Origin of the sequence: Roseovarius maritimus (assembly GCF_043355895.2) — a bacterium.
GTDB classification, from domain to species: Bacteria; Pseudomonadota; Alphaproteobacteria; order Rhodobacterales; family Rhodobacteraceae; genus Roseovarius; species Roseovarius maritimus.
Window position 1 is genome coordinate 431,714 of the sequence record NZ_JBHFPF020000003.1, and the last position, 26,357, is coordinate 458,070.

The 26,357-nt window shown below is 61.8% G+C and carries 25 protein-coding genes and 2 pseudogenes; 7 read left to right on the forward strand and 20 right to left on the reverse strand.

Annotated elements, in window-relative coordinates; all coding sequences use genetic code 11:
- Positions 1–9: 9 nt before the first annotated feature.
- The 3 genes from ACEWPM_RS09445 (at position 10) to ACEWPM_RS09455 (ending at position 3,457) form a co-directional block, all read left to right on the forward strand.
- Complete coding sequence (locus ACEWPM_RS09445; protein ID WP_393961420.1) at positions 10–1,746, forward strand: hypothetical protein; 1,737 nt, start codon at positions 10–12, stop codon at positions 1,744–1,746.
- A 71-nt stretch (positions 1,747–1,817) separates the two neighbouring features.
- Complete coding sequence (locus ACEWPM_RS09450; RefSeq protein WP_393961421.1) at positions 1,818–2,405, forward strand: heme NO-binding domain-containing protein; 588 nt, start codon at positions 1,818–1,820, stop codon at positions 2,403–2,405.
- Between the two features lie 83 nt (positions 2,406–2,488).
- Positions 2,489–3,457, forward strand: a complete 969-nt coding sequence (locus tag ACEWPM_RS09455; protein ID WP_476454007.1) for a diguanylate cyclase domain-containing protein — start codon at positions 2,489–2,491, stop codon at positions 3,455–3,457.
- 50 nt (positions 3,458–3,507) lie between these two features.
- Here the strand turns inward: ACEWPM_RS09455 and ACEWPM_RS09460 are convergent, their stop codons facing one another.
- From ACEWPM_RS09460 to ACEWPM_RS09525, 14 genes are all read right to left on the reverse strand, one after another.
- Positions 3,508–3,897: a Na+/H+ antiporter subunit G gene (locus tag ACEWPM_RS09460; RefSeq protein WP_393961423.1), complete on the reverse strand. Its 390-nt coding sequence runs from the start codon at positions 3,895–3,897 to the stop codon at positions 3,508–3,510.
- A complete protein-coding gene (locus ACEWPM_RS09465; protein WP_393961425.1) occupies positions 3,894–4,181 on the reverse strand; it encodes a K+/H+ antiporter subunit F in 288 nt (95 codons plus the stop codon). Before ACEWPM_RS09465 ends, ACEWPM_RS09460 begins: the two co-directional genes overlap by 4 nt.
- Positions 4,178–4,678, reverse strand: a complete 501-nt coding sequence (locus ACEWPM_RS09470) for a Na+/H+ antiporter subunit E (RefSeq protein ID WP_393961426.1) — start codon at positions 4,676–4,678, stop codon at positions 4,178–4,180. Before ACEWPM_RS09470 ends, ACEWPM_RS09465 begins: the two co-directional genes overlap by 4 nt.
- A gap of 1 nt (position 4,679) precedes the next feature.
- A complete protein-coding gene (locus ACEWPM_RS09475) occupies positions 4,680–6,221 on the reverse strand; it encodes a monovalent cation/H+ antiporter subunit D (RefSeq protein WP_393961427.1) in 1,542 nt (513 codons plus the stop codon).
- The gene (locus tag ACEWPM_RS09480; RefSeq protein ID WP_393961428.1) at positions 6,218–6,574 is read right to left on the reverse strand and encodes a Na+/H+ antiporter subunit C; all 357 of its coding nucleotides are present in this window, start codon (positions 6,572–6,574) and stop codon (positions 6,218–6,220) included. Before ACEWPM_RS09480 ends, ACEWPM_RS09475 begins: the two co-directional genes overlap by 4 nt.
- Before the next feature lies 1 nt (position 6,575).
- On the reverse strand, positions 6,576–9,437 hold the full coding sequence (locus tag ACEWPM_RS09485; RefSeq protein WP_393961429.1) for a monovalent cation/H+ antiporter subunit A: 2,862 nt from the start codon (positions 9,435–9,437) through the stop codon (positions 6,576–6,578).
- A gap of 809 nt (positions 9,438–10,246) precedes the next feature.
- Entirely contained in the window at positions 10,247–11,170 is a 924-nt protein-coding gene (locus ACEWPM_RS09490; protein WP_393961430.1) for an FAD:protein FMN transferase, read from the reverse strand.
- Position 11,171: 1 nt separating this feature from the next.
- Positions 11,172–11,741 carry a nitrous oxide reductase accessory protein NosL gene (locus ACEWPM_RS09495; protein WP_393961431.1) on the reverse strand — a complete coding sequence of 190 codons (570 nt, stop codon included), beginning with the start codon at positions 11,739–11,741 and terminating at the stop codon, positions 11,172–11,174.
- A complete protein-coding gene (locus ACEWPM_RS09500) occupies positions 11,738–12,559 on the reverse strand; it encodes an ABC transporter permease (RefSeq protein WP_393961432.1) in 822 nt (273 codons plus the stop codon). The genes ACEWPM_RS09495 and ACEWPM_RS09500 overlap by 4 nt, the downstream gene beginning before the upstream one ends.
- A complete protein-coding gene (locus tag ACEWPM_RS09505; RefSeq protein ID WP_393961433.1) occupies positions 12,556–13,452 on the reverse strand; it encodes an ABC transporter ATP-binding protein in 897 nt (298 codons plus the stop codon). The genes ACEWPM_RS09500 and ACEWPM_RS09505 overlap by 4 nt, the downstream gene beginning before the upstream one ends.
- Entirely contained in the window at positions 13,418–14,749 is a 1,332-nt protein-coding gene (locus ACEWPM_RS09510; protein ID WP_393961434.1) for a nitrous oxide reductase family maturation protein NosD, read from the reverse strand. The genes ACEWPM_RS09505 and ACEWPM_RS09510 overlap by 35 nt, the downstream gene beginning before the upstream one ends.
- A gap of 3 nt (positions 14,750–14,752) precedes the next feature.
- Positions 14,753–16,696 carry a TAT-dependent nitrous-oxide reductase gene (nosZ, locus tag ACEWPM_RS09515; RefSeq protein WP_393961435.1) on the reverse strand — a complete coding sequence of 648 codons (1,944 nt, stop codon included), beginning with the start codon at positions 16,694–16,696 and terminating at the stop codon, positions 14,753–14,755.
- Positions 16,689–18,899, reverse strand: a complete 2,211-nt coding sequence (locus ACEWPM_RS09520; protein ID WP_393961436.1) for a 4Fe-4S binding protein — start codon at positions 18,897–18,899, stop codon at positions 16,689–16,691. Before ACEWPM_RS09520 ends, nosZ begins: the two co-directional genes overlap by 8 nt.
- Positions 18,900–18,984: 85 nt before the next feature.
- Positions 18,985–19,347, reverse strand: a complete 363-nt coding sequence (locus tag ACEWPM_RS09525) for a hypothetical protein (protein ID WP_393961437.1) — start codon at positions 19,345–19,347, stop codon at positions 18,985–18,987.
- A gap of 750 nt (positions 19,348–20,097) precedes the next feature.
- Here ACEWPM_RS09525 and ACEWPM_RS09530 point away from each other — a divergent pair.
- The 4 genes and pseudogenes from ACEWPM_RS09530 (at position 20,098) to ACEWPM_RS09545 (ending at position 21,497) form a co-directional block, all read left to right on the forward strand.
- Entirely contained in the window at positions 20,098–20,232 is a 135-nt protein-coding gene (locus tag ACEWPM_RS09530; RefSeq protein ID WP_393961438.1) for a hypothetical protein, read from the forward strand.
- A gap of 12 nt (positions 20,233–20,244) precedes the next feature.
- Positions 20,245–20,532 carry a hypothetical protein gene (locus ACEWPM_RS09535; protein WP_393961461.1) on the forward strand — a complete coding sequence of 96 codons (288 nt, stop codon included), beginning with the start codon at positions 20,245–20,247 and terminating at the stop codon, positions 20,530–20,532.
- Positions 20,441–21,036: pseudogene (locus ACEWPM_RS09540) on the forward strand (aldehyde dehydrogenase family protein). Before ACEWPM_RS09535 ends, ACEWPM_RS09540 begins: the two are co-directional and overlap by 92 nt.
- 80 nt (positions 21,037–21,116) lie before the next feature.
- Positions 21,117–21,497 carry a carboxymuconolactone decarboxylase family protein gene (locus ACEWPM_RS09545; RefSeq protein WP_393961439.1) on the forward strand — a complete coding sequence of 127 codons (381 nt, stop codon included), beginning with the start codon at positions 21,117–21,119 and terminating at the stop codon, positions 21,495–21,497.
- Between the two features lie 349 nt (positions 21,498–21,846).
- Here ACEWPM_RS09545 and ACEWPM_RS09550 read toward each other — a convergent pair.
- The 6 genes and pseudogenes from ACEWPM_RS09550 to ACEWPM_RS09575 all read right to left on the reverse strand — a co-directional run.
- A pseudogene (locus ACEWPM_RS09550) lies at positions 21,847–22,341 on the reverse strand (IS66 family transposase); the annotation flags it as partial.
- On the reverse strand, positions 22,341–22,688 hold the full coding sequence (gene tnpB, locus ACEWPM_RS09555) for an IS66 family insertion sequence element accessory protein TnpB (RefSeq protein WP_420768013.1): 348 nt from the start codon (positions 22,686–22,688) through the stop codon (positions 22,341–22,343). The gene tnpB and the pseudogene ACEWPM_RS09550, both read right to left, overlap by 1 nt.
- A complete protein-coding gene (locus ACEWPM_RS09560) occupies positions 22,688–23,008 on the reverse strand; it encodes a transposase (protein WP_393961441.1) in 321 nt (106 codons plus the stop codon). The genes tnpB and ACEWPM_RS09560 overlap by 1 nt, the downstream gene beginning before the upstream one ends.
- A 523-nt stretch (positions 23,009–23,531) precedes the next feature.
- A complete protein-coding gene (locus tag ACEWPM_RS09565) occupies positions 23,532–23,612 on the reverse strand; it encodes a hypothetical protein (protein WP_393961459.1) in 81 nt (26 codons plus the stop codon).
- A 361-nt stretch (positions 23,613–23,973) separates the two neighbouring features.
- The gene (locus ACEWPM_RS09570) at positions 23,974–25,524 is read right to left on the reverse strand and encodes a GMC family oxidoreductase (RefSeq protein WP_393961442.1); all 1,551 of its coding nucleotides are present in this window, start codon (positions 25,522–25,524) and stop codon (positions 23,974–23,976) included.
- Between the two features lie 63 nt (positions 25,525–25,587).
- A complete protein-coding gene (locus ACEWPM_RS09575) occupies positions 25,588–26,292 on the reverse strand; it encodes a GntR family transcriptional regulator (protein ID WP_393961443.1) in 705 nt (234 codons plus the stop codon).
- Positions 26,293–26,357: the final 65 nt, after the last annotated feature.

The window sequence follows — 26,357 nt, forward strand, 5'->3', positions numbered from 1 at the left end:
GCACCACGCATGATCACCGCCAGCCAAACCGCAACGACGCGTATCATCTACTCCTTCATCGGGGGGGCGGCCGGCCTTGCGACCTATGGGCTGATCGAACTCGTGCCGGACGTGGTTGAAAACGCTCGGGTCGTGCTGTTCCTGATCGCTTTTGGGCTGGGGTTTCTGGGGGTTCTGCTGGGGCTGATGGGGCCGCTGCGCCTGCGGATTGCCGCCGCAACGGCGCTGGGCATGGCCCTGCCGGCATCGTTGCTCTTGCTCTGGGCCAGCTTTCGGCACGATAACGCGGCCGATTTCCTGGAGGGCGGTTACGAGATTTCCGCTTATATCTACCTTTTGTTCATCTCCGTGCCCTTCGCCATCGCGCAACTGCAGCAGCATGGCGGGTGGCGGCATTACGGCCTGCTTTTCGATGCGGCGTGGGAGCTCGTGGTGCGGATCGCCTCGGCCCTCTTGTTCGTCGGAGTGACATGGACGGTGCTGATGCTCTCGGACCAGCTATTGGGACTGGTCGGGCTGACCGTGATCGAGTGGCTGATCGAGCTTGATCCGGTGCCTTACCTAATCAGCGGTGTTGCGCTGGGCCTGAGCCTCGCCATCGTCTTTGAGCTGCGAGACTATGTCTCGCCCTTCCTGATAATCCAGCTGCTGCGGGTTTTGCTGCCCGCGCTGCTGGTCGTGCTGGCGGTCTTTATCCTCGCTCTGCCAGTACGCGGGCTGAGCAGCCTTTTTGGGCAGCTCTCGGCGGCAGCGATCCTGCTGGGCGTGACAGGGGCGGGGGTAACCCTGATCACCACGGCGATTCACCGCGACGACCCGCTGTCGGTGCAGGGGCCGCTGATGCGCGGCGCGGCGCAGGCGCTGAGCGTTTTGCTGGTGGTTCCGGCGCTTCTGGCGCTCTGGGCGGTCTGGCTGCGGGTCGATCAATACGGGCTGACGCCCAACCGCATCGCCGCCCTCGTGGCTGCCGGTGTCGCCTCGATATATGCGCTGGCCTATGCGGGCGCCGTCCTGCGCCGCCGCGGCTGGCGCACCCGGCAGCGGCACGTCAATCGCAGCATGGCTGTTTTTACGCTGGTCGTCGCCGCCGTCTGGATGACGCCCCTCTTGAATGCCGAGCGTCTGGCGACTGCCAGCCAACTGGCCCGCGCCGCAGAAGGCACGCCGCCTGACACCTTGCCCCTGTGGGAACTGGCCCATGACTGGGGGCGGGCAGGGCAGCGTGGGCTGGCCATGTTGGAGACACGCTCGCAAGACGCGCCTGCGACGCTCGACCTGATCGAGAAGGCCCGCAGGAGCGAGACGAAATGGGCCTATGCCGAGGCGGGCGACGCCGAAATTTCCATCTCGGGCCGCGTGCCTTTGCGCCCTGAAGGGGTCCGCCTGCCGCAGGGCGCGCTCGATACACTGCCGCCCGAAGAGCGGCGTATGATCGAGACTGCCTGCAACCGGCGCGCGCCGGGCGATCATCCCGGCTGCGTGGTGGTGCGGGGCACGTTCGAGCCGGTTGACGGCGTGGATCACGTGATCGGTTTCTTCATGACGTCGGACACGCATGTTCACATCACGTCCTACACCCTGCGCGGCGACGCGCTCGAGCGGGGCGGCTTTCCGCGTGATCTGAAATCCGGGACCTTTGCCACGGCATCGCCCCGCATCATAACGGACATTCTTGAAGGCCGCTTTGCCATGGCGCCAGCGGCGCGCAACGTGCTTGAGGTGGATGGAATGCGCCTCTCGCCCTGAAATCCGGTCCGCGTTGGCATTTTGTTAACACACCGGATGCATAACCGAGGGTGGATGCAGCGGAGACTGACATGCACGGGCTTATCAATCGGGCCATCGAACGATTCGTGCGCGACACCTACGGACGGGATGTCTGGGGTGCCGTGATGCGTTCGGCCGGGTTGGAATTCACCGAATTCGAATCGATGCTGAGCTATGAGGCGGACGTGACGCAGCGCGTTCTGGTCGCGCTGGCCGCGCAGCTGGACAGGCCCTTGCCCGAGATCCTGGAGGATGTGGGGACCTATCTCGTCTCGCATCCCAAGCTTGAGGCTTTGCGCCGCCTTCTGCGCTTTGGCGGCCCGACCTTCACCGAATTTCTGCACTCACTGGACGATCTGCCGGCGCGGGCGAAGCTGGCGGTGCCGGATCTGGATCTGCCCGAACTGGAGCTGCGCGAATACGGGCAGGATGTCTACGCCATCGACTGCCACAGTGGTCGGCCGGGCTTTGGCTATGTTATCGTCGGATTGTTGCGCGCTCTGGCCGATGATTACGGCGCTCTTGCCCTGCTCGAGCACAAGGGACTGCGCGACGGCTGCGAAGTCATCGAAGTTCGGCTTCTGGCGGCAGAGCATGCCCGCGGCCGAAGCTTTGATCTGGGGGCGAGGATAGCGTGACGATAACCGAAGGACAGGCAGGCGAATGCGCCGCCGGGCAGGTCGCTGCCGCAGCAGTCACCGCGGCGACCTCGCACGCGGCCATGATGGATGTGCTATGCCCCATGCATGTGATGCTGGACGCGACGGGCCATGTCGTCCATGCCGGACCGACCCTGTTCAAACTGTTCGAGACGCGGCCCCTGATCGGCGTGCGATTTGCAGAGCTTTTCGAGATCAAGCGCCCGCGCGGTGACGGCTCAATGGCGGCGCTGCTTGGGGCCGCAGGTAGCAAGATGCATCTGAGGGTCCGGGGCGGACCGCGCACGGATCTCAAAGGCGTCCTTGTCCCCCTACCGGCGAGCGTCGGACCCGAGGGGGGCGCCATGGTCAATCTGTCCTTTGGGATTTCCGTCGTGGCGGCGGTGCGCGATTTCGGCCTGACGGGCAGTGATTTCGCTCCGACGGACCTCGCGGTCGAGATGCTCTACCTCGTCGAGGCCAAGAATGCCGCGATGGAGGCGTCGCGTACGCTGAACCTTCGGCTACAGGGCGCGATGATAGCCGCAGAGGAGCAGGCCTATACCGATACGCTTACCGGCCTGCGCAACCGCCGGGCGCTGGACTATGTCCTGGGTCGGCTGGTCGACCTTGAACAGGATTTCGCGCTGATCCACATGGATCTGGATTTCTTCAAAGCGGTGAACGACACCGGCGGTCATCCCGCCGGGGACCACGTCCTGTGCGAGGTCGCGCGTATCATGGTCGAGGAAACGCGCAGTGATGATACCGTCGCGCGGGTGGGCGGCGATGAGTTCGTGCTGGCGCTTAAGCGGCTGACCGACCCGGCCAAGGTGCACGACATCGCGACCCGTGTGATCGCGCGTCTGCAGCAGCCGATTGCCTATGCCGGGCAGACCTACCATATTTCGGCCAGCGCAGGATCGGTCCTGTCTTGCCACTATGGTCGCGCCAATATCTCCCTGATGATGAAGCAAGCGGATAGCGCGCTCTATCAGGCCAAGCATCGCGGGCGCGGCCGTCACGTGGCCTTTGGCGGCGAGACCGGCTAAGCGCACCGATAAAGCTCTGCCTGCAAAAACGATGGGCGCGCTTTGTGCGCTCAGTCCTCGGCCTGCTCGGCAAGTTCGCGGTCAGCCTCGGGCACATTCAGGGTAGACCAAGTTTCATCCGTGTGTGGCGCGGGCGGCGTGTCGCACTCGCGGCGGTGCAGATTGACCTTGGCCATGAAGTTGGCCGAGATCGGCGCCGTAACAAACAGGAACGCCATGATCAGGATTTCGTGCAGCACGCCCTCGCCGATCAGGTAGGAATGGATCATCGCTGCCAGCAGCAACGCGCCGATGCCGACCGTGCCGACCTTGGTCGGAGCGTGCAGTCGCGTCATTGCGTCGTTGAACTTGAGCAGTCCAATCGAGCCGATCAGGGAAAAGGCGGCCCCGACAATGAGGCAGGCCGCAACAGCGTAGGTGGCCACGATATCCCAGGTCATTCGATGATATCCCCCCGCAGGACAAAACGCGCGTAGGCAACGGTGCTGACAAATCCCAGCATCGCGATGATCAGCGTCACTTCGAAATAGATGGCTGTGCCCTGCGCGATGCCAAGCAGCACCATGAGGCCGATGGAGTTGACCACCATCGTATCCAGCGCAAGGATCCGGTCGCCGACACCCGGCCCGATCATCAGCCGTATCATCGCCATGATTTGCGCCGAGGCGACGGCGCCAAAGGCGATCCACACCGCCAGGTTCATGATGTCGGTCGCCTGTGTCATGTGAAAATCTCCTTCAGGCGGCGCTCGTACCGATGCTTGATGTCGTCCCGCACCGCATCCGGATCGTCGGTATGAAGCGCATGGACCAGCAGGCTGTGGCCTTCGTCCGACAGGTCCGCCGACACGGTGCCGGGGGTCAGTGTAATGGTCCCTGCAAGGATCGTGATCGCCTCGGGCTGGCGCAGTTCCAAGGGCACGACGACCCATGCGGGGCGCAACTTGGAGTTGGGCTTGGTCAGAACGATCCAGGCGACCTGGACGTTGGCGACCATGATGTCCCAGAGCACGATGATGACATAGATCGCCATACGGCCTGGCCGGAAGCTTTGTGGGGTTTCTGGCCACCAGGCCGAAGTGATCCAAGGGATCAGTACGCCCAGGATCACGCCGAAGACGATCATGCCGGGCGAGACGGTCTTTTGCAGCAGCAACCAGACGATCGTCAGCAGAACGGTCAGAAGGGGGTGAGGAAAAAGCCAGTAAAATGCGCGGTTCATGTCAATGTCCCTCCGCTCCGCCGCTCAGTTTGCCGGGGGTCTCCATGACCTCGGTGATGTAATCGTTCGCCTCGAAAAGCTGCGCGGCGATGGACGCGGTGTAGTCATAGGCGGGTCCGGCAAAAACGGTCAGCGCGATCAGCAGAGTCAGCAGCCCGCCGACCGAAACATAGGCCAAAATACTGGGCGCGGGCGGCACTTCGGCATCCTCGGGCAGGGTCGAGGCGCTGGCCTTCCAAAAGACGGTGCTGCCCGCGCGGGAAAAGCCGACGAGGCCGATCAGGCTGGTGCCGAGGATGATCGCCCAAATCCAGACCATCAGGGGCGACACGCTTGCCGCGTCCAGCACCAGAAGCTTGCCGATAAATCCCGAAAGCGGCGGCAGGCCGACCATCGCGATGGCCGCGACAAAGAACATCCCGGCGATCAGCGGCGCGCCGGGCACCGGCGGCGCGGCCTTGAGCGCGAGATCCGCGCGACCGCTGCGCACCATGTCGGTGATCAGGAAGAGCGCCGCGGCGGCCAGCGTCGAGTGCACGATGTAATAGAGCGCGGCGGCGATACCTTCGGGGGTGAAGAGCGCAATGGACACCATGACCATCCCCATCGAGCCGATGACGGAATAGGTCACCAGGCGATCCAGATGCCGCGCGGCCAGGATGCCGATCATGCCGATGGCGATAGAGATCAGCGCGGCAGGCAGCAGCCAGAGGCCCTGCAGGCCCGCCGTCACCTCAAGGTCGGGCGGAAAGATCAGCGTATAAACGCGGATGATGGCGTAGGCGCCGACTTTGGTCATAATGGCAAAAAGCGCGGCCACCGGGCCGGGCGCTTCGGCATAGCTGGAGGGCAGCCAGAAATGCAGCGGCACGACCGCCGCCTTGACCGCAAAGACGAGGATCAGGAGCACCGCGGCCACGCGGATCCCCACGCTGTTGCCCAGATCGATCATCTGCACGCGTCCGGCGAGATCGGCCATGTTGAGTGTACCCGTCTCGGCATAAATTGCGCCGAGGGCAAAGAGAAAGAGGGTCGAGCCAAGTAGGTTGTAGAGCACGTACTGCACGCCCGCGCGCAGCCGCACGGCGCCGCCCGAGTGAATCATCAGGCCATAGGAGGCGATCAGCAGAACCTCGAAAAAGACGAAGAGGTTAAAGAGGTCGCCCGTCAGGAAGGCCCCGACGATACCCATCATCTGGAACTGGAAAAGTGCATGGAAATGTCGCCCCCGCTCGTCCCATTTCGAGCCGATGGCGTAGAGCAGGACGAAAAAGCCCAGAAGTGTCGTCAGCAGCACCATGAAGGTCGACAGCCGGTCCGCGACCAGCACGATCCCGAAAGGAGCGGCCCAATCACCCAGTTGGTAGAGCGTGACGGTGCCGTCCGAGGCGACCCACGCTTGCCCCGCCGCGAGGCCAATCAGCGCCAGCGCCCCGGCGGTCGAGAGCACCCTCTGGATGCCGATGTGATAGCGCGCCGCCAGCACGATGAAGGGCGCGAGCAGCGCAGGCAGGATGATGGGCAGGACGATCCAGTGGCTCATGCCGCGCCCTCCTTCGATTCGGGCTGGGGTTCCGGCTCGGGATCGTTCACCTGATCGTCATTCGCCCCCAGATAGGACCCTAGCGCCATGACCACGACGACCGCCGTCATCCCGAAGGAGATCACGATCGCCGTCAGCACCAACGCCTGCGGAAGCGGATCGGTATAGCGCGTCGCATCCGTCAGGATGGGCGGCGCGCCCACCGTCAGGCGGCCCGACGCGAAGAGAAACACGTTGACCGCATAAGTCAGCAGGGAGATGCCCATGATCACCGGAAAGGTGCGCAGGCGCAGCACCAGGTAAAGACCGGCGCCAGTCAGCATACCGATGGCGGAGGCGACGAGCAGTTCCATCCTACACCTCCTTCGCTGTTGCGTCTGCGTCGCGCGACGGGTCGATATCCATAGCGTGTTCGCTATCTTCGGTATGCGCCCGGCGGGCGAGTCGCGAGAAACTTTCGAGCGACAGCATCACGGCGCCGACCACGGCAAGGAACACGCCTAGGTCAAAGAGCGCGGCGGTGGCCAGCTCGAATTTCTCGAAGGGCGGGATGCGCACATAGGTGAAATCCGAGGTCAGGAATGGCTTGCCGAAGAACCAGCTGCCGATACCCGTGAGGCCTGCGACCAGCACGCCGGTGCCGATGACGCCGTGATAGGGATATCGCAACCGCGCCGAGGCCCAGCCAAAGCCGCTGGCCATATACTGCATCACCACCGCGATAGACACGATCAGGCCGGCGATGAAACCGCCGCCCGGTTCGTTATGGCCGCGCAGGAAGATGTAGAAGCCGACCATCAGCACCACGGGCATGGTCACGCGCGTCAGAATCACCATCATCAGCGGGTGAATATCGCCTGCGCGCGGCTGGTCCGGCTTGCGATTCAGCAGCTTGGCGCGGGCCGGGCCGGACAGCAGCGCCTCGGTCAGCGCGTAGATCACCAACGCGGCGATGCCCAAAACGATGATCTCGCCGAACGTGTCAAAGCCACGGAAATCGACAAGGATCACGTTGACCACGTTCGTGCCGCCGCCGCCCTTGTAGGAATTGGCCAGGTGAAACTCCGAGATCGATGCCGCAACCGGATCACGCAGCAGGTAGTGCCAGGACAGCGCCGTCGCGGCGAGGCCGCCCGCAATGGCGATCGCTGCGTCGCGGGTGCGGCGTAGCACGGTCGATTCGACGGGTGTGCGGTTGGGCAGGAAGTTGAGCGCCAGCAGCAAGAGGATGATCGTCACCACCTCGACGGTGAATTGCGTGAGCGCAAGGTCCGGCGCGCTGAAATGCACGAAAGCGATGGAAACCATCAGCCCGACGATGCCGATCAGGATCAGCGACAGCAGGCGATTGCGGTGCAGGAACACCAGGCCCAGCGTCGCGGCGACCAGCATCATCCACCCGGCAACGGTGATCGTGTCGAGCGGGCTCATCTGGTAGGCGGCTGGCCCGATGGTGCCGGTCGCCCAGGCATGCACCCCGGCGGCGATGATCGTGGTCGCCATGATGGCTGCATAGCGCGAGAACGCGCCGTCATGCAGCGGATGGATGATGGTCCGCGCGCCAAGGACGGCCCATCGGATCAACCCGTCAAAGATCGCCTTGGCCTCGGGGCGGGGGGCCGCGTCCCACAGACGCAGTGCGGGGGTGAAGATCGCCAGCATGATCAGGCCGCCGACAACCGCGGCGATGGACATGTAAAGAGCCGGAACAAGCCCGTGCCAGATCTTGAAATAAGCTTTCGGCACTTCGGCAGCCTCGCCCAGCACGGCGGAGGTCACCAGCTTGACGAAAGGCTCGGCCAGGAAGGGCGCGACACCGATAGCGACCACGGGGATCATCAAGAGCGCCGGGGGCAGCCACATTCCCGCGCCGGGGTCATGCGGCTTGGCCGGGTAATCGTCGCGCTTGGGGCCAAGGAACGTGTGCCCGATCAGGCGAAAGCAATAGGCCGCCGAGAAGAGCGAGCCGACCACGGCCAGCGCTGGCACCAGCCACGGCACGCCGAAGAGGGTGGTGTGATAGGCCTCCTCCAGCATCATCTCTTTGCTGAGGAACCCGTTCAACAGCGGGATCCCCGCCATCGACAGCGCCGCAAGCGTTGCGATCACGAAGGTGATGGGCATGAGGTGCCGCAACCCGCCAAGGCGGCGGATATCGCGGGTATGCGCCTCGTGGTCGATGATGCCCGCCGACATGAAAAGCGCGGCCTTGAACGTCGCGTGATTGAGGATGTGAAACACCGCCGCCATGGCGCCAAACGCGGTGCCTGTCCCCAGCAGCATGGTGATGAGGCCCAGATGGCTGACGGTCGAAAAGGCCAGAAGCGCCTTTAGGTCGTGCTTGAAAAGGGCGATGACGGCGCCCAGCACCATCGTTATCAGGCCCGCCGTGGTCACGATCATGAACCATTCCGGCGTTCCCGACAGGACCGGCCACATGCGCGCCATAAGGAAGATGCCCGCCTTAACCATAGTGGCCGAGTGCAGATAAGCGCTGACCGGCGTCGGCGCGGCCATCGCGTGCGGCAGCCAGAAGTGGAACGGGAACTGCGCCGACTTGGTGAAGCACCCTAGCAGGATCAGGATCAGCGCCGGCACATAAAGCGGTGATGCCTGGATCAGATCGCGCTGCTGAAGGATCACGCTCAGATCATAGCTGCCGACGATCTGCCCAAGGATCAGCATGCCCGCGATCATCGCAAGGCCGCCCATCCCGGTCACCGCCAGCGCCATGCGCGCGCCTTGCCGGCCTTCGGGCAAATGCTTCCAATAGCCGATCAGCAGGAAGGAGGACAGCGATGTAAGCTCCCAGAAAATCAGCAAAAGCAGGATGTTGTCGCTCAGGACAATGCCAACCATGGCACCTTGAAATAGCAGCAAATAAGTAAAGAATTCGCCCATATTGTCGTCGCGCGACAGGTAGAAGCGTGCATAGGCAATGATCAGCAGGCCGATCCCGAGGATGAGACAGGCAAAGAAAAAGCCAAGTGGATCCAGCATCAGCGTCAGGTTCAGCCCGATCGCCGGTAACCAGTCGAACCCTGCCGTTACCACTTCGCCGCCGAAGACCGCCGGAGCGTTCGTCAAGAGGCCGATAATAGCTGTCAGCGTCACCATCAGTGTCACGCCTGCGCAGGCTTGTCGTCCGGCGGAGTTCATCAATCCGGGCAGCAGCGCCCCGATAAACGGCAAAGCGACGACGAGAAAGAGGGACACGGACACTCCTGACTTGCTTGCCTTTGAGGCTCCGACCATGTGTGGTGAAATTTTCCCGTATTCTCAAGCAAAACCGACAGGGCTTCCCTGCGGAATCGCCGCAATCCACACGGTAAAACCGCCCGATACGCAGCTGGCTAAGCACAGTTGCGGCCCCGTGTCGCACAAGGTTTGCAGGGCTGAGCGTGCGAATGACCCGCCGATGATGGGGTGGGCAGAAGAGTGCGGATGGTGATGCGGGGAGGGGCAGCCCACAGGAGCCTGCCCCAAGCGCCCATAATTTCAATAAAGTTTAGACATAGGTGTCACAGGATTTGGCGAATTCGATAGAATAGAAATCAGTGAGTTTCCGTGCGGATTTCACATGGCATCTCGGACTGTCTGTCGCCAAGAGAACCCTTGATGCGAACCTTTTTTTGGCCGTTCGTTGGCTGACCGAGATTTTTGCAAGCTGCGACTGCACAAAATCGGTTTCACTCTTCATTTCGCCACCCTGATGCCTTTTCTCACGGCCAAGGGCAACCGAGCGCTGGTGCTGCGCCTGGCCTGAAAAACCGCGGCTGCGGCACCCGTCTGCACACTAGCCAACCGCCCCCGCATCATTCTGGCGGACGAGCCGACGGCGGCGCGGGACAGCAAGCGACCCGGCATCGCCATGGTCCTCATGCATAAGCCGGTGGGCGAGCAGGACACCAGCAACGTTGCCATCACGCTGGGCGAAAGAAAATATTACCGCTTCGATTGTCAGGCGCATTTGCCCGATGGCATGCTGGAGCAGAGCGCGAGGCCCCGAGGGCCTGCCGGATATCTCAGGACAGATGCACCAGCCGCAGTTTCAATGCGTTCACGGCGCTCCGGATCGCAGCGCGATCCATCAGGCAGGCAGCAGTGGTCAGACCATCAGCCATCGCCGCACTGGGGCCAGAGATTGAGATCTGCCGCCATGGAGTATCCGCTGGCTGCCCGGTGACCGGGCTGAGGATATGGCCTGCTGTCCCCGCGGCGTCGAAGCAGGTGCCGCGCGGCGCGGATGTGGCCAACGCCATGTCGCGCAGATGGGCCTGCCCGCTCGACTTCAGCGTCACGGGCCAATCGCCGCCTGCGGGATGGCCGCCGATGGCGGCCAATTCGCCAGTGTCGACCATGACGTTCGTCAGTCCTTCGGCACGCAGCATCGCCGCGATGCGATCCGCGATATAACCCTGCGCGATTCCGTTCAGCGTCAGTGCCATACCGGTGCGATCCAGCCGCACGGTGTCGCTGCCAAAGCTGACATTTTGCCAGCCGGTCAACGCCTGCGCCTGCGCCACGTCCGGCCCGCTTGTATCGTTGGTATAATGCCGCGCCCAGGCAGACCAGAGCGGCTGGATCGTCGGATCGAACAGCCCGCCGGTCAGGGTGTGGACTCGGTCGCAAAGCGACAGGCATTCCAGCAATTCGAAGGGCGGCGCGGCAAGGTGACCATCCGCGTTGAGGCGCGACAGGGCTGAGTCCGGCTTGTAAAGGCTGAAGATATCCTCCAGTCGCGCCAATTCACGTGTCACATCATCCGCAATACGGCCAGCATCGGCATGAGCCAGCGTCAGCGTGGTGCGCGCACCCAGTGCCGTGCCGCGCCATTGGGTGATATCAGGCTGAGCCGCGGCCCGGCGTGATCCGGCAAAGACGCCAGCAGAGGTCGCGGCGGCACCCGCGCTGATGGTCAGGAAGCGGCGGCGGGTCAATCGGGACATCTCAGTTCTTCCTCTCATTTGAAAGTTTGCGAAGCCTGTTCGAAAAATCGGCATCGTCATGCGCAGTGCTCTGGGGCCCGTCAGCAACGGGCGCCAAGACGGCTTCATCGGGGATCTGGGCGAGGCGCAGAATCTGGCCACCATGCGCGGTCACGAACGCCTTGGCGGCCTCTTCATCGGCAAATGACACCGTCTCGGGCGCGCCCATGCCGCCCACGCGATCCGAGCCGAGCACGTAATAGGCGTTCTCGGCTGCGATCCAGTGATCTTGCCCCGGCGCGTCCCAGCTGGGCACGCTACCCACGTCCTGCACGTATATCGCGGTGATCGCGTGGCTCTGCTCGGGCATGCGCTGATACGCGATGGCATCGCGCACCTGGCTGAAAAAGAGCGGCATACCGGGCAGCCCCTCCAGATGGACCTGCGCCTTCGGGCCGGGATGTTCCAGCAGGTTCATCTGGCAGAAATGGCCGACGGCATCTTGCGTCATGCGGACCGGATCGGGCGCTTTGGCCTCTTCGCGGCAGGCGGTCAGCGCAAGGACGCACAGAATTGCAAACAGAACCCTCATGGTGTCACCTTGCGAAAGGCCAGCACCGAGGCGGCAAGTGCCAGCAGGGGCCAGAAAAGGATCGAGAGCAGCGCATAGAGCGGTGGGATCGCATTGGCCGCGCCACCGATGCCTGCTGCCGCTGCCGTGGCATCCGAAGCCGCAAGATTGAAGAGGCGGAATGCATCGGCCGGGTTGGCGACCAGAAGCCACGGGAAGAGGTCGGTGGTGAACCATCCGCCGCTATCGGCGACGATGGCGGCAAGAAGGCCAAGATCATAGAGCACGATCATGCCCAGCCACAGCCCGATCGCCAGACCCGCCGCACCCGAGGGGCGCCGCGAGAGGGCCGACAGCGCATAGCCAAGGCAGAGGAACGTGGCGCCCAGAAGGGTGGAACTCCAGACCAGTCGCAGGAGTGCAGGCAGGCCCTGCACCGCCTCCGGATCGACCAGCCAGGCGGCGATTGCGGCGCTGCCATAGCCCGCGATGATGGCTAGCGTGAGCACCGCCAGATGCGCGGCCAGTTTGCCTACGAGCAGCTCGGCGCGGTTGCCGGGATAGGTCAGCAAAAGGGGCAGCGTGCCGCGCTCGACCTCGCCGGCAATGGCGTCGAAGGACATGAGCAGCGCGACCAGCGGCACGAGATAGACGCTGAGCGAGGTGAGACTGGCCACTGTCACCGAGAGGCGGTCGGTCCCCAGCGCGCCCGTGGGCGCCGATCCGGCAGCCGAGAGGACGAGCGAGAAGACCACCATCATCAGCACCGCGATTGCCACCCAGCGGTTGCGCAGCGCGATGCGGAATTCGGTTGCGGCGGTGGAAAGGATACGTGTCATTGCCCGTCCCTCCGGCTGTAATGGCTGTAGATATCCTCAAGGCTGGGCGGGGTGATCTCGATATCGGCCACCAGATCCTTGAGGGCGGTGATCTGCGACAGAACTGGCAGCTTGTCATTCTGCGCCACATCCAGATGCAGGCCCGTGCCGTTCATGCGCCCTTGCGGCAGGGCCGCCGCCAGCTTGCCCTCGGCGCCGGCCTGCGGAATGACGTGCAGCGTCACGGAGAGGTTCGCGGCGCGGCGCAGGTCGGGCAGGGTGCCTTGGGTGACGACGCGGCCTTGCGACAGGATGATGAGGCGATCGGTGCGCGCCTCGACCTCGGTCAGCGCGTGGCTGGACAAAAGGATCGCGGCGCCTTCTGCGGCCAGCCCATCCAGCAGCGTGTAGAAATCGCGGCGCGAAACGGGATCGAGGCCGCTAGTCGGCTCGTCCAGCACCAGAAGGCGGGGCTGACCGATCAGCGCCTGCGCGAGGCCGATCCGCTGTCGCATCCCCTTGGAATAGGTGCCGATGCGCCGCTTGGCCGCATCCGCCAGCCCGACACGGGCAAGAAGGTCGATCGCGCCACTCGCAGGCAGGCCGCGCAGGCGCAGGAAATGGCGGATCTGCTCCAGCCCGCTCAGCGCAGGGTGGAAGGCCACGTTTTCGGGCAGATAGGCGACCTGCGCGCGCGCGCCCGTCGATCCGGGCGCGGCGCCCAGAACCTCGACCCGGCCGCTGTCATAGGGGATCAGGCCCAGGATGATCTTCATCATCGTGGATTTGCCGGCACCATTATGGCCCAGCAGTGCAACACGCTCGCCCGGGGCGACCTCGAGCGCGACATCGCGCAGCGCAGGAGTGCCTGCGTAGGTCTTAGTGAGTTGCGAGAGGATCAAACTCTTCGTCATTCGTCTTTCCATCGCGCCAGCGTCCGGCGCTTTCCTTTGCCAGTTCGGCCATGTCATCGGGCACGGCGATCTTGACCGGTGCCATCATCGGGTGACTGTCCAGCACACCGCCGGGCAGGGTGGCGGGAAAGCTGCTTTGCGACCAGCGTATCAGCTGTACCGCCGGCGCGCCCATCAGAAGGGCCGCCGAAGGCTGCGACCAGAGGATATGATCCATCAGGTCATTGGGGCGAAACGCGCTGTCGGCGCGCCCGTCTCCATCCAGATCGAAGGCCGGATGATCGGACCAGTAATTGCCGCGGCCCTCGAAACTCCATTCCACATCAGTGGTGCCGACATATTTCACCTGCGTGCGGTTGCCAACAAAGGCGTTCCCGGTCAGCGCGTTACGTTCGGAGCCCGCTGTAAAATGGATGCCGATATCGCAGCCCTCAAAGCGGTTGTCGGCGATCAGGTTGCGGTGGGCGTTGTAGATGAACGTGCATTTCTCGGCGCCGCCCTGCACCAGATTGCCCTGAATGTCGGACTGGTTGGCGTAGTTCAGCATGATGCCGTGATCGCGGTCATTCAGCGACAGATTATCCAGCACCTGCACCCGGTCGGAAAACATCAGCGCATAGCCCAGATGGTTGCCGATGGATACGTTGTCCGACACTTCGCTGTCATTGGCATACATGTAATGCACCGCGAACCGCAGATCGCGGAAAAGATTGCCACGAAAGACGTTGCGCCGCGAGGTGTTGACGAAGATGCCGTCCCGGCCATAGCGAATGTCGTTGCCGATGACCTCGGCGCCGGTGGCATTCCAGACATAGACGCCGTTGCCGCGATCATTCATGCGCCGGTCCAAGCGGCCGACGATGGTGTTGCCCCGCACGATACTATTGTTTGCGCCGTGGACGTCGACGCCAAAGAGATTGCCGACAATGGTGTTGTTTTCGATCAGCCCGCGCCGCGCCGTTTTGGTCAGCTGCACGCCGCTGTCGATGGTCGTGTGGCTGCTGCCCGATCCGGTGATCGTCAGCCCGCGCACGGTGATGTCATTGCCGGTCACTGTCACGACGGATCCGGTTTCATTTCCCACAAGTTCGGCTTCGCCCTGTCCGTCGAGGGTGATTGTGTCGTCCAGGGTTACCGGGCCGTCGTGACGGCCCGGCGCGAGGATCAGCACATCGCCGGGGGCAGCCCCGGCGATGGCTGTTTGCAACGCCCCGCCGCCTGCCGGAACCGTGATGGTTTCGGCCTGAACCGGCATCGCCATAAGGCAGGCGGCCAGCAGAAGGCGGAGCGTTGCCATGGTTCAGGCGCCCTTCGGCTTGACCATCATCCGGCCGCGCATCTCCATGTGGAGCGCGTGGCAGAACCACTGGCAATAGTACCAGTAGACGCCCGGCTTGGCCGCCGTGAACGTGACCGACGATGTCTGCTGTGGAGAGATTTCCATCGCCACGCCGTGGTTGTTCAGCGTGAAGCCGTGGCTAAGATCGTCGATATCATCGAGGTTGGTGATGATGACCGTCACCTCGTTGCCCTCTTCCACCTCGAACTTGTCGAGCGAGAACATCGGCGCCTGGCTCGACATGTAGACGCGCACCTTGTTGCCGTCGCGAATGACCGTGTCCATGTAGTCGTCGATATCGACGCCATCGGCCTCGGCCTGCTCGCGCGTCTTCGCCCACATCTTGTCGTTGCGGTCCCAGATGTCGACGGGGTTGACGATATCGCGCCGCACCAGAACCACGTCGTGAGGCTCGGCGAAGGTCGGGCCGTCATGCACCACTTTCATCTCATCGGTCGAGATGTCGATGATCTGCTCGTTCTCGGGCTTGAGCGGGCCGACATTGAGGAAGCGGTCCTTGGAGAACTTGTTGAGCGACAAAAGCCAGCGGCCATCCGCCTCTTTCGTCTCGCCCATGGTGGTGTGGTTGTGGCCCGGCTGGTAATGTACGTCCACCTTCGAGACGATCGGATCGATATCCTCGCCGTTATAGAGCTTGATGGCCTCTTCGATGTGCCATTTGACCATCTGGCTGTCGAGGAAGAGCGTGGTGTAGGCATAGCCCTTTCCGTCGAACGCAGTGTGAAGCGGCCCAAGACCCAACTCCGGCTCCGCCACGACGCAAGAGCGCGGATCGACGTCCTCATCGAAAAGGGCGTCCATCTTGCGCACGTCCAGCACCGAGCAGGTTGGCGACAGCTTGCCGTTCACCACGACATACTTCATGTCCGGTGCGGTGTTGATGCCGTGCGGGCTGCTGGGGATCGGCACGTAGCGGGTGTATTTCTTGTTCTGGCCCTTGCGCCCGTCGATCACCTTGACGCCGTTCATCTCCTGATAGTCGCCGTTCTCGATGCCCTTCTCGATTTCCTTGAGGTTGAAGATCACGACATGGTCACGTTCGGCCTCGGTCATCTCGGCCAGGGTCATACCCATTTCCGAGTTATAGGAGGTCGAGAAGGCGTATTTGCCCTGATAGTCGCAATCGGTATTGTCGAGGTTGCCCGACACCATCACCTGCCACGCGATATCCATCGTGTCACCGTCAAGCGCGGTGAAGAAGTTCACGTAGTTCGAGATGTCGTCCATGTTGGTGCCGTCATTGACCATCGGCGTCTCGTCCTCGCCATTGGCAAAGACATAGCCCGTGCGCGGGAATTTCTGCGGCCGCAGGCCGTGGATCGCCTTGGCGTTGGGGATCTCGGTGATCTTGTCGGTCTTCATCACGTCGCAGCGTACCCGCGCGACGCGCGTGTTGGCCTTGTCGTTCATGAAAAGGTAGCGCCCGTCATAGGTGCCGTCGGTGAAGGACATGTGCGGGTGGTGCAAATCGCCATTGTCATGCACGCGCTTGCCATTAGCGGCCAGAAACGCCTTGGTTTCGGGCAGCATGCCCTCTTCAAAGATCGCAAGGCTCTCGTTCGTCTGCCCCCAGCCGGTGGCCGAGCAGCGGTTGAAGACCGGGACGCGCATCAACTCGCGCATGGACGGAAAGCCCAGGATGCGCAACTCGCCGGTCTGGCCCGAGGACCAGAAGCCATAATATTCATCGAGCTCTCCCGGCTCCAGGTTGATACCGGGGACCGCAGCCGAGGCTTTGCCAGTCGAGGCGGCAGTGGCCACACCGGCCGCGCCGCCAAGCATCGCCATGCGCGCTGCGCCCGAACCGCCCAAGAGGGCGGCGCCGCCCGTGGCGCCCAAAAGGCCCCGGCGGCTGATGCCGTGTTTTTTTGTGTCGTCAGACATTGGAAGTCTCCTTCAGGTTGGGGTGGTTCTTGATCGCCCGATCCAGCTCCGCCGAGCCGCGCGACGCGGTCTCGCGCCGTTTGAGCTTGCGGATCACGACCGGGCATTTCTCCTTGGATTGATACAGAACCTGGCAATGCATGCAGTTCAGGCATTCATTGGGGTTGATCTCTCCAGTCGGATGGATGGCCTGCACGAAGCATTCATGCGCACAGGTCTGGCAGGGGTTGCCGCATTCCTTGTAGCGCTTCAGCCAGTCGAACATGCGCAGCCGCGCCGGGATGGCCAGCCCAGCGCCGAGCGGGCAGAGGTAGCGGCAGAAGAACCGCTCGACGAAGAGCCCCGCCACCAGCAGCGCCACGACATAGGCCACGAAGGGCCATGCGCGCATGAAATTGAGGATGATCGCGGTCTTGAACGGCTCGACCTCGGCATAGACTTCGGCCTGTTCGATCGACGCCAGCGAGACGCCAAAAAGGCCAAGAAAGATCATGTACTTGATCGGCCACAGCCGCTCGTGGAGGCCCCAGGGCAGGGTCCATTGCGGAATGCCCAGCTTGCGGCCGATCTGGTTCAGCAGCTCTTGCAGCGCGCCAAATGGGCAGAGCCATCCGCAATAGGCCCCGCGCCCCCAGAAAATCAGGGCTGCGGCGACTGCGAACCATAGGATGAAGGTTAGCGGATCCAGCAGAAAGGCCTGCCAGCTGAAATCGCTGGTCAGCGCGCCAAAGAGCGCCATGAGGTTGACCACCGAAAGCTGCGCATTGGCATACCATCCCAGATAGACCAGCGTGACGGTCAGGAAGCTCATGCGGAACCAGTAGGTGACGCGCTCGGACCGGGTCAGGAAACCTTGAAAGAAAAACGCGCCCGTCAGGATCGTCAGCATCACCGCCAGCACGATGATTTCCTGTGTCTTGTCCTTCCAGAGCCGCTTCCACAGGGCCGATTGTGCGGCCATCTCGTCCTGATCGGCCGCAAGCTGCGCATCGGAAGGCGCTGCCGGGGCCGGGGCGCTGCCCGGCACTTTCTGCATGTAATGAGCGGGCAAGTCATAGCTCATCTCGAAGGTGGTAAAGATCCGCTCGATCGCCGCCACGTCGCGCTGAACCAGAAGTTGCAGGCGAAACGGCTCGGTCGGATCGAACCCTGCATCGGCGGGGATCTTGAACAGGTCTGTCTCGCTGAAATCCGGTGCGCCCTCGGCTGCGACCGCGCCCAGCCGGCGGTGCATCTTGTCGCGGAACCGCACCGAGGTATCGCCCTGGATCAGCACGATCCGATCAAAGATCCCGCCCCGGACATAGCCCGACCCCTTGAAGGAATAGATGCCGTCCCCGGCCACCATGATGGCGTGCTCGCCCTCCTCCAGCCAGTCCTGCAGATTGGCGTTCTCGGCGCTACCCAGCAGGGCCTCGCCCACAGCGGGAACCGACACGAGGCCCATATACATGTCGATGAAATTCGTCTCGGGCGGGTCTTTCAGCGCGCGCTTCGCGGCGCGCGGGTCGTCCATCGCCTCGAAGGCCGCGTTGACCTCGCCCACGTTCAGCGACAGGCGGCGCAGTGTGCCGTCGCCTGCCAGAGTTTCCCAGTCCTGCGGGGCGGTAGCCTCGAAGTTGATCTCGAATGTCGGCCCTGTGGGCGCGTCGGGGGCGGTCAGCCCGCCAAGGCCCAGATCGCGCGCCACCTTGAGGCCGGCGCGCACGATCGAATCGTCGATCACCATGATCGTCACGGTTGCGCCGGCGATGATGTCCAGCTCATGCGCCGTGCCGCCCGATTCCGCCTCCTTCACCAGATCCAGCCCGGCATAATCAGCCGCCAGCGCCTGGATCTTGGAATCGGGAATACCGATCAGAACGATCGGCTCGGAATGCTTGACCAGTTTGACGCCCAGAACGATGGCATCGTCGTCGACAGCGACCATCGTGTGAATGGGCTTGCCCGAATAGCCGGTCGTGCCCACGTAATCGGACGCGATAAAGGCCCAGCCGATCCGCTCGCCCCCCTGCAGCAGCGGTGCCACCGGCATATCGTCGCGAATGGGACCAAAGGCATCGGCGCCCGGTGCCAGATCGCCGGGCGCCACGTCGCCGATATATTCCCCGAGCACCGATTGTGCGACCTGCGCGCGCGCGCCATCGGCAGGCATCAGCGCGGCCAACAACAGCGCGGTCAGGCCGATTAGGCAGGAAACCATGTAAGAAAGGCGGGGGTGCCGGGCAATCGGGGCCGTGTTGGCAGGCGTTGCCGGGCGAGGGGTGCGAGGGGTGCAGACAATCATATCAGATATTCTTCAGTTTTGGGGGTGGGCCGCGTGCATGAGCGCGGTGGACGGACGCGCCCCGCGGCGGGAAAGCTGCATCGCCGGCAGCTCGGACAGCCGTGAAAGAGGCGGCGAGAACAGGAACGTCCGACTGTGTCGGCGCGGCAGTGCCTGTCAGCGCGCAGGCGGGGCAAGAGTCGCAAGCGACGGTTGGATCATGCGGGACGGGCTGGCCATCCGAATCGACTACGACGTCGACTGCTGCGCCGTTGATGCAGATTACGACCATATCGACGCCAGCCGCCGTGGCCGGCATGGCCGCACGCGCCATCGGGCCGCTGGCCATGGCCATGGCCAGAAGCGCAGTAATCAACAATAGCAAGCGGGCGAATCCTATGACCATGGCACTGGATCTCACATTTTTTCTGTCTGGAGTTTGCTATAGATCAAGTTCGACCCCAGAATAAATCCTGTTACCGTGAGGTCAACCGAATGGCAGCGCCGCGCTGATGACGTCGAGCCTCATCACGTCGCGATTGATATCATTGCATCACCTGTGACAACCAGATGATTTCAAGATCGCCGTGACCGGCGCCCAAGTTGAAAAACGCTTTCCCAATGCGGAAAAGGGCCCAACCGTCCTTATGGCACCCGTCAGGATCGTGGCGAGTTCTCGATTGATTGATGCCCTTGATGACCGCTAAGAGGTCATCGTCGACATAAGAAGGCTGGCCGGAGAACGCTGCCGAGGCTTTCGGACCGGTCTATGAGGTTACGGCTTATCCGTCGCATATCGCCCCCGGAATCGCAGCCGTCTAAATCAAGCGTATCGACGGGGTAAAGCTTGCTGAGCGTGCTGCGGTGCGCGCGGAAAAGGTTCTCTCAGACAAAGATGTTCAACGCCCCGAGACCGATGAGACACTTTCCGGCCTAAGTATCTGTAAAATGAGGAAAGGTGACGGAAAGTGGCAGCCCGTAGGGGAGTGCCAAAAGTCAAGAAAAGTGAATGAAAACAATGCAGATGTGGACCACGATGGGTGCTGGTACAGGTAAATGAGTTCAATGGGTTAGGATGAAGGTGGACCACGGCTTGAGACCAACGCTTCCGGAGTAAAACTGGATTGCGATCAACATGTTCCTGATCACCTACATCCTCGGCACCTTTGATTTCGGATCGCTCTTCGGCTTTGTCACGCGGCTGTCCTTTGGCAGCATCCCGATCTCCTCGCTTCTCATTAACCTGCTGATCATCCGCCGCCGAACCTGAGGGAGAACCAAATTGTCTGTTTCCAAAACCGCCTCCGTCGCCAGGCTTCCGCTCTCCCTGCCGGCCTCATTACGACCAGTCCAGATCGGGCTGGCGCTTCTGGTTGCGATCGTCATCACGGCCGATGTGCTGGTCGACCGGTTCTTCTCGTCGCGGAACGTCCGCTCGGCGCGATCGACTCCAAGTTCCGCAACGCCGGTAGACCTGTGTGTGTGCGCCAACCGCATCTATCTGCAATCCGGCATCCACGTACCTTCTTCGAGAAATTCCCCAATCCGTGACGGCGATGAAGACTGGTGACGGGTTCGAGAAGGACACAGTTTCCGGCCCGATAACCTTGGAAAGGTCGGTCCGGAAATACGAGACGCATGTCAAGGATGCGCTCGACAAGGGCGCGCGTGTGGCCGTGTGGGCAACGCTCATCCAAAGGGTGGGAAATGGGTGCTTCCCACAATTTTGACCCACATGACGCCACACATGGTCGCGTCGCGGGAAGAAACTTTTGCGCCGCTTGCGCCGATCGACAGCTTCGACACGACCGAAGATGTTATCCGTCTCGCCAATGACACCATTTTCGGGCTCGCGGCCTAGTTCTTTGCGCGGGACCTCCATCATGTCTGGAAAGTCGTGGAGGCGCTAGGATTCGGAATGGTAGGAGTCAATACCGGCTTAATCTCGACAGAGGTAGCACCCTTTTGCGGTGTCAAACAATCAAGCTATGCGCGTGAGAGATCGCGTTACGGCCTCGATGACTTTCTGAGCATGAAATTGTTTGTCTCGGCGGGATGGCGTGACCGGCCCTGAGAAGGACCTCTTGCCCGAAGCGCGGGCGTAACTGAAAGTGGGCAGACCAAACCGGTCGGTCGAAACAACGGAGACTAAAAATGATCAAATTTGACGACGAACTGTTCCTCAAGGGGCTTGAGCAGCGCAAAAGCACGCTAGGCGCTGAATACGTGGAAAAGAACCTTGCTGCAGCAGACGGATTCACACAGCCTTTCCAAGAAGCAATGACCGCTTGGTGCTGGGGCTTCGGCTGGGGCGATGAGGTAATTGATCCCAAGACGCGATCAATGATGAACCTGGCCATGATCGGTGCTCTTGGTAAGATGCATGAATGGGAAATCCATTGCCGCGGCGCGATCAACAATGGAGTTTCTAAGGAAGAAATCCGAGCCATAATCCACGTGGTCGGGATCTATTGCGGCGTTCCGCAAGCACTCGAATGTTTCCGAGTGGCGCGCAATATCGTGGATGAAATATGATCGAAGGTAGAGGGCGTTGATAATGTAACTGACCTCCGACGGCATCGATGTGCCAAGGTGGGTCTGCTACGAGCCACTGGAGAGCGGCCATGTCAAAGATTATCACGGTCGGATTCAATCTGGCGAAGAATGTGTTTTAGCTTCACGGTGCGGATGGCACGGGCCGAGCGGTTCTGCGCAAGGGTGGTGTCCCGTTCTCTAATCGCCATGATCAAGAGCTGATTTCTCTGCGGTTCATTCTGCGTGTCGGCCCCTTGGTTCTCTTCGCGGTCATCGCACGGGACGCCACATGTTTGCATTCAGGATTGGGTGGATCGAAGGTAAGCGTCAGCTGAGCAGCACATCGATTTCACGTTGACGGGTTGAAGTTCCAAGGCAGCAATTCGTCGATACGGTTTTGGGGATGCCCGCGTGCGGTGGCCTCGAGGGTGGCCTTGAGATAGGCGAAGGGTTCGACGCCGTTAATCTTGGCGGTTTCAATCAGCGAAGCGATGCGGCCCCAAGTTTTTCCGCCCTTGTCATGACCCGCAAACAAGGCGTTTTTCCTGATGAGCGCGATTGGGCGGATCATGTTCTCGACGCTGTTGGAGTCGATTTCGACGCGGCCGTCATGAAGGAAGGTCTGCAGGCCATCCCAATGGCGGTGGATATAGGCAAGCTTTTCGCCAAGCCGGGATTTGGCCGAGACGCGCAGCCGTTGCTTCTGCAACCAGTCGCCGAAGGCAGAGACCAGCGGAGCGGCCCGCGCCTGACGGGCGGAGAGACGCTGGCCGGAAGGTATCCCGCGGATTTCGGCTTCAACGGCGTAGATCTCGGCTATACGGCGTAGGCCTTCGGCCGCGATCATTCTGCCGCAGTTGATCTGCGCGCCTCCAGCGCTCTGACCTTGCGCCAGTCAAGTCCGTAAAACAGCGGCTCGAACTGCGCTCGGTTCAGCGTCATCGCGCCATCCCGGATCGCAGGCCAGGTGAACGTCGTATCCTCCAGACGCTTGTAGGCCATCACCAGCCCGGTCCCGTCCCAGAACAGGATCTTCAGCCTGTCGGCGCGCTTCGCGCGGAATACGAACACCTTACCGGTGAAAGGGTCTTCCTGCAAAACCGACTGCACCAGCGCGGCCAGACCGTCATGCCCTTTCCTAAAGTCGACCGGCTGCGTCGCCACCAGAATGCGCACTCTGTGCGAGGGCATCATCTTGTTCGGGCACCCACGGCCCGGACGATCTCCGCGATCCGCGCTGCCGAAGTGCCCGCGTCCAAGCGGATCGACACTTTTCCAACCATGATCTCGATCGAAGACGCGACCGGGGCCGGTGTCGTCTCCGACGATGAACTCGAAGGCTCCTCATCGCGAGGCATCAGCGGTGCATATCCCGGTGGTTCCGGCACAGCCGGCAGAACCAGCTTGCCGTCCTGCGCGAGACGCCGCCATTCCGAAATCCGGTTCGCGCGCAGCCCGTATCTGTCGGCAACATCGCGAACCGCCACCCCAGGCTCAAGAGTCTCAGCCACAATCTGCGCCTTGAGATCATCAGGCCATCGCCGTCGGCCCGCAGCGGAGGCGTCGCCTCCGCCCGACCGGAAAACTCCAACGTATCTTCCATGGAGAAACTCCATCCCTGTTCCAAAACAGGTATGGCTTCCCAAAAAAGGTGGATCAAGAATAGGTGGGGGCAAGCTACCGCTTACGATCGAAGTGGTGTGCGCGGTCTATGTCGCAGCCTTGAAAATGATCTCACCCTCGCCGCGCTTCCCGGCTGGACGCATTCTGTCGCGCTGAAGATCAGCCCATTTCAGGTCTGCCTCATGCCATGGTCTCCCGCCGGTACGCCGCATGGCGTGCAGCGCGACGGCCAGCCTTCGCGCCAATGCGACCTTCGTCTTTCTTGGACCTGTCCGTTCAGCAATCGCCTTGGCACAGTTGCGCAGCCTCGAGTCGCCGAGGTTCCTGCAGAAGATCGCGTTCGCCGCCTAGTAGAGGCATTTCCTCGTGACCATGTCTCCTCGCTTGGAGACCCGCCCGTTCAGACTTATTTCACCGGGGCGTCAAGCCGAGATAGGCAGCCTCGCTGGAAGATCGTCGAAACCGGGCGGCACCGTCGAAGGCCGCAACCACTGCCCTGGCGGTGATCGGTCCCAAGCCGGGGGTTGGCGCGACGGGCGACCTCTATATTGAGCTTGCCGATCTCTGCCTACAACTGCGTCAGTGCCGAGACCAGAACCTTGAGCGTAAGGACGGCGTCGGCAGGCAGATCGCATTCTGCGATTTGCCCCGCGACGTGGTCAGCTTTTACTCCGCAGTTGACTGGCGAGGCACGCTACCTCGAGATCCAAGGAGATCAGGCGAGAATAAAAGCCGTTGCTGCCAAGAGAAAACCTTACTTGTAGCGGATCAATCGCTTTTTGGTCGTAGAGTCATCGCACGGCTTGGGTTTTGCGTGCTTTTAAACATTGAATATCTGCTCATGCGCCGCGGGTTACTCTATCTGCTGGCGATAAAAGGTTTCGGCAATGGCGAGGACCGCGGCATGAATTGGCCCTGCGGTAAGGCTGGGCATGACCGACGCGTCCACAACCCAGAGGTTGTCCAAAGATCTAAGGCACAGGTTGGGATCAACGACAGACGCGTCATCTTTGCCCATTCTGCACGTGCCACAAGGGTGATGATGGGTGATCGCGGCCTTTGCGATGAAGGCGTCTACCGCAGCTCGGCTGGTAAGGAGACCAGGGTAGATTTCATGGTCGCGCCATTCGGCAAGCCCATCTGCGTGCCCGATGGTGCGCGCCGCTGCCAGGGCCTTGCGGAACATGGTGCGGTCGTGATCTGTCTGCAGGTAAGCTGGATCAATGATCAACCGATCATCCAGATCCGGCCCGCTGATACCAAGGTTGCCGCGACTGGTGGGGTGGGTAATGCCAAAAAGCAGGGAATAGGCCGCTCCGGCATTCGGTGCTTGTAGGCGCTCGGACACGATCGGCGCGACGCCACAGCCAACGACGATTTCCGGCTGCCCTGTCGCCGTGAAATCATCCGCCCGCATATAGGCCATGGATTCCGAATGCTGAAGGCGCGAAGGTGGTAGATGTTTGCGGGTTGCATAAAGGTTACCGGCACCCAACAGGTGATCCTGAAGGTTCCGACCGATTTCGGGCATGTCGATCAGGCAGTTGACAGAGGCCGCTTTCAGCATGTCGTGCGGCCCGATGCCTGACCGCATCAGCAAGGCCGGACTTTCCAGAGATCCGGCGCATAGTATCACCTGATCCGACTGAATTTCCAGAGTGCCTTGCGGCCCCAATGCCTCGATCCGGTGGACCTTGTTAGAGCGAAACAGCAACCGGCGGGCACGTGTCCCGGTCAGGATCCGCAAGTTCTTGCGGGCGCGCACGTCCGGTGTCAGCCATGCATCGGCCACAGTCACACGTTTGCTGTGACGAATGTTCAGGGCGTTCGGCGTGACGCCGACCATCCTGCCATCGTTGTGATTTGGCAAGCGCGGCAAGCCGAGAGATTCGCCGGTTTCAAGAAATGCGCGGGTGAGGGGGCTGAGTTCTGCGTTGGGCATGTAGACGGGCAGGGCGCCGCCGGTGCCCGTGGCCGGTTCTTCGTTCGCCTGGAAGGCGGGCAACAGTGCGTCCCAACCCCACCGGGATTCGCCCGTTGCGTCGACCCATGCCTGATAATCGTCGGGATGGCCGCGCATGTAACCCATCGCATGCAGGCAGCTTGATCCACCGATCAAACGGCCCCGCGCCCAATGGTGAATGCGGCCATGCGTGCCGCTTTGGGGTTCGGTTCGGTAATCCCAATCATAGCTGCGTCCCTGAAGCGCGGGCCATGCCGAAGGTGTCCATATGTCCGGATCCTGAGGTTCTTCGCCCGCTTCGATCAGCAGGACAATCCGCGATGGATCCTCGCTGAGCCGTGCAGCCAGCAGCGCGCCCGATGAGCCAGCGCCGACAATCGCCACATCAGCGGTCGCTGTGCCCTGACAGGGAGATTTTGACATCGCCGGGTTCTGTGACATGGATGCCCTTCACATTGAGGATCTGCTGGGAGGTTCCGGAAGGCGACCGTGCCACCGATGGTCTTAGCTCGCGGTTTCCATCGCCTTCTTTGCGGCGGCCATCGCATTGAGGATGTGCCGTCTGGACGCGTTTCTGGCGGCTTTCTCATCCCCCGAAGCGATGGCTTCGTATATGGCTTTCATCTCGGCCAGGCTGCTGATGGCGCGGCCTTTCAGTGACATCGAGCGCGACCGAAACAAGCTGATCCTGGCGACGAGGCCGCGATGGATTTCTTCCAGGATCGGATTGCCGCAATTCGCAAGGATGATCGAATAGAACACCTCGGTCGTGGTGATGCGCGCCACACTGTCGTTGCTGGAAGCGGCGTCCTCGAAAGCCGAAAGCGATTTCTCCAATTCCTGCAGTTGGTCTTTGGAGATCCTCTGCGAGCATCGCCCGACTGCGTCCACCTCCAGCATTTCGCGCACTTCGTAGATGGCCGTCACCTCTTCCCATGTCAGGATGGGGACAGAGGGGCCACGATTGGGTACCAGATCGATCAGGCGTTCGGCAGCAAGACTGCGCAACGCCTCGCGCAGGGACGGGCGGCTAATGCCCAGTTGCGTGCAAAGCTGGCTTTCGACCAGGCGGCTCCCGGGTTCGAAATGACCCGAGAATATCGCCTGTCTCAGCGTGTCGACCGTCTCTTGCTGCACGGTCCGTGGCAATACTCGCAAATTAATAGTTTGTGACATCGTTAGGGTCTCGCGAGCCAGGGATTTAATCAAGGATATAATAGGGCCTTCTTTCAATTTTGACAGTAAAACGGCGCATTCTGTCAACATGTATTATT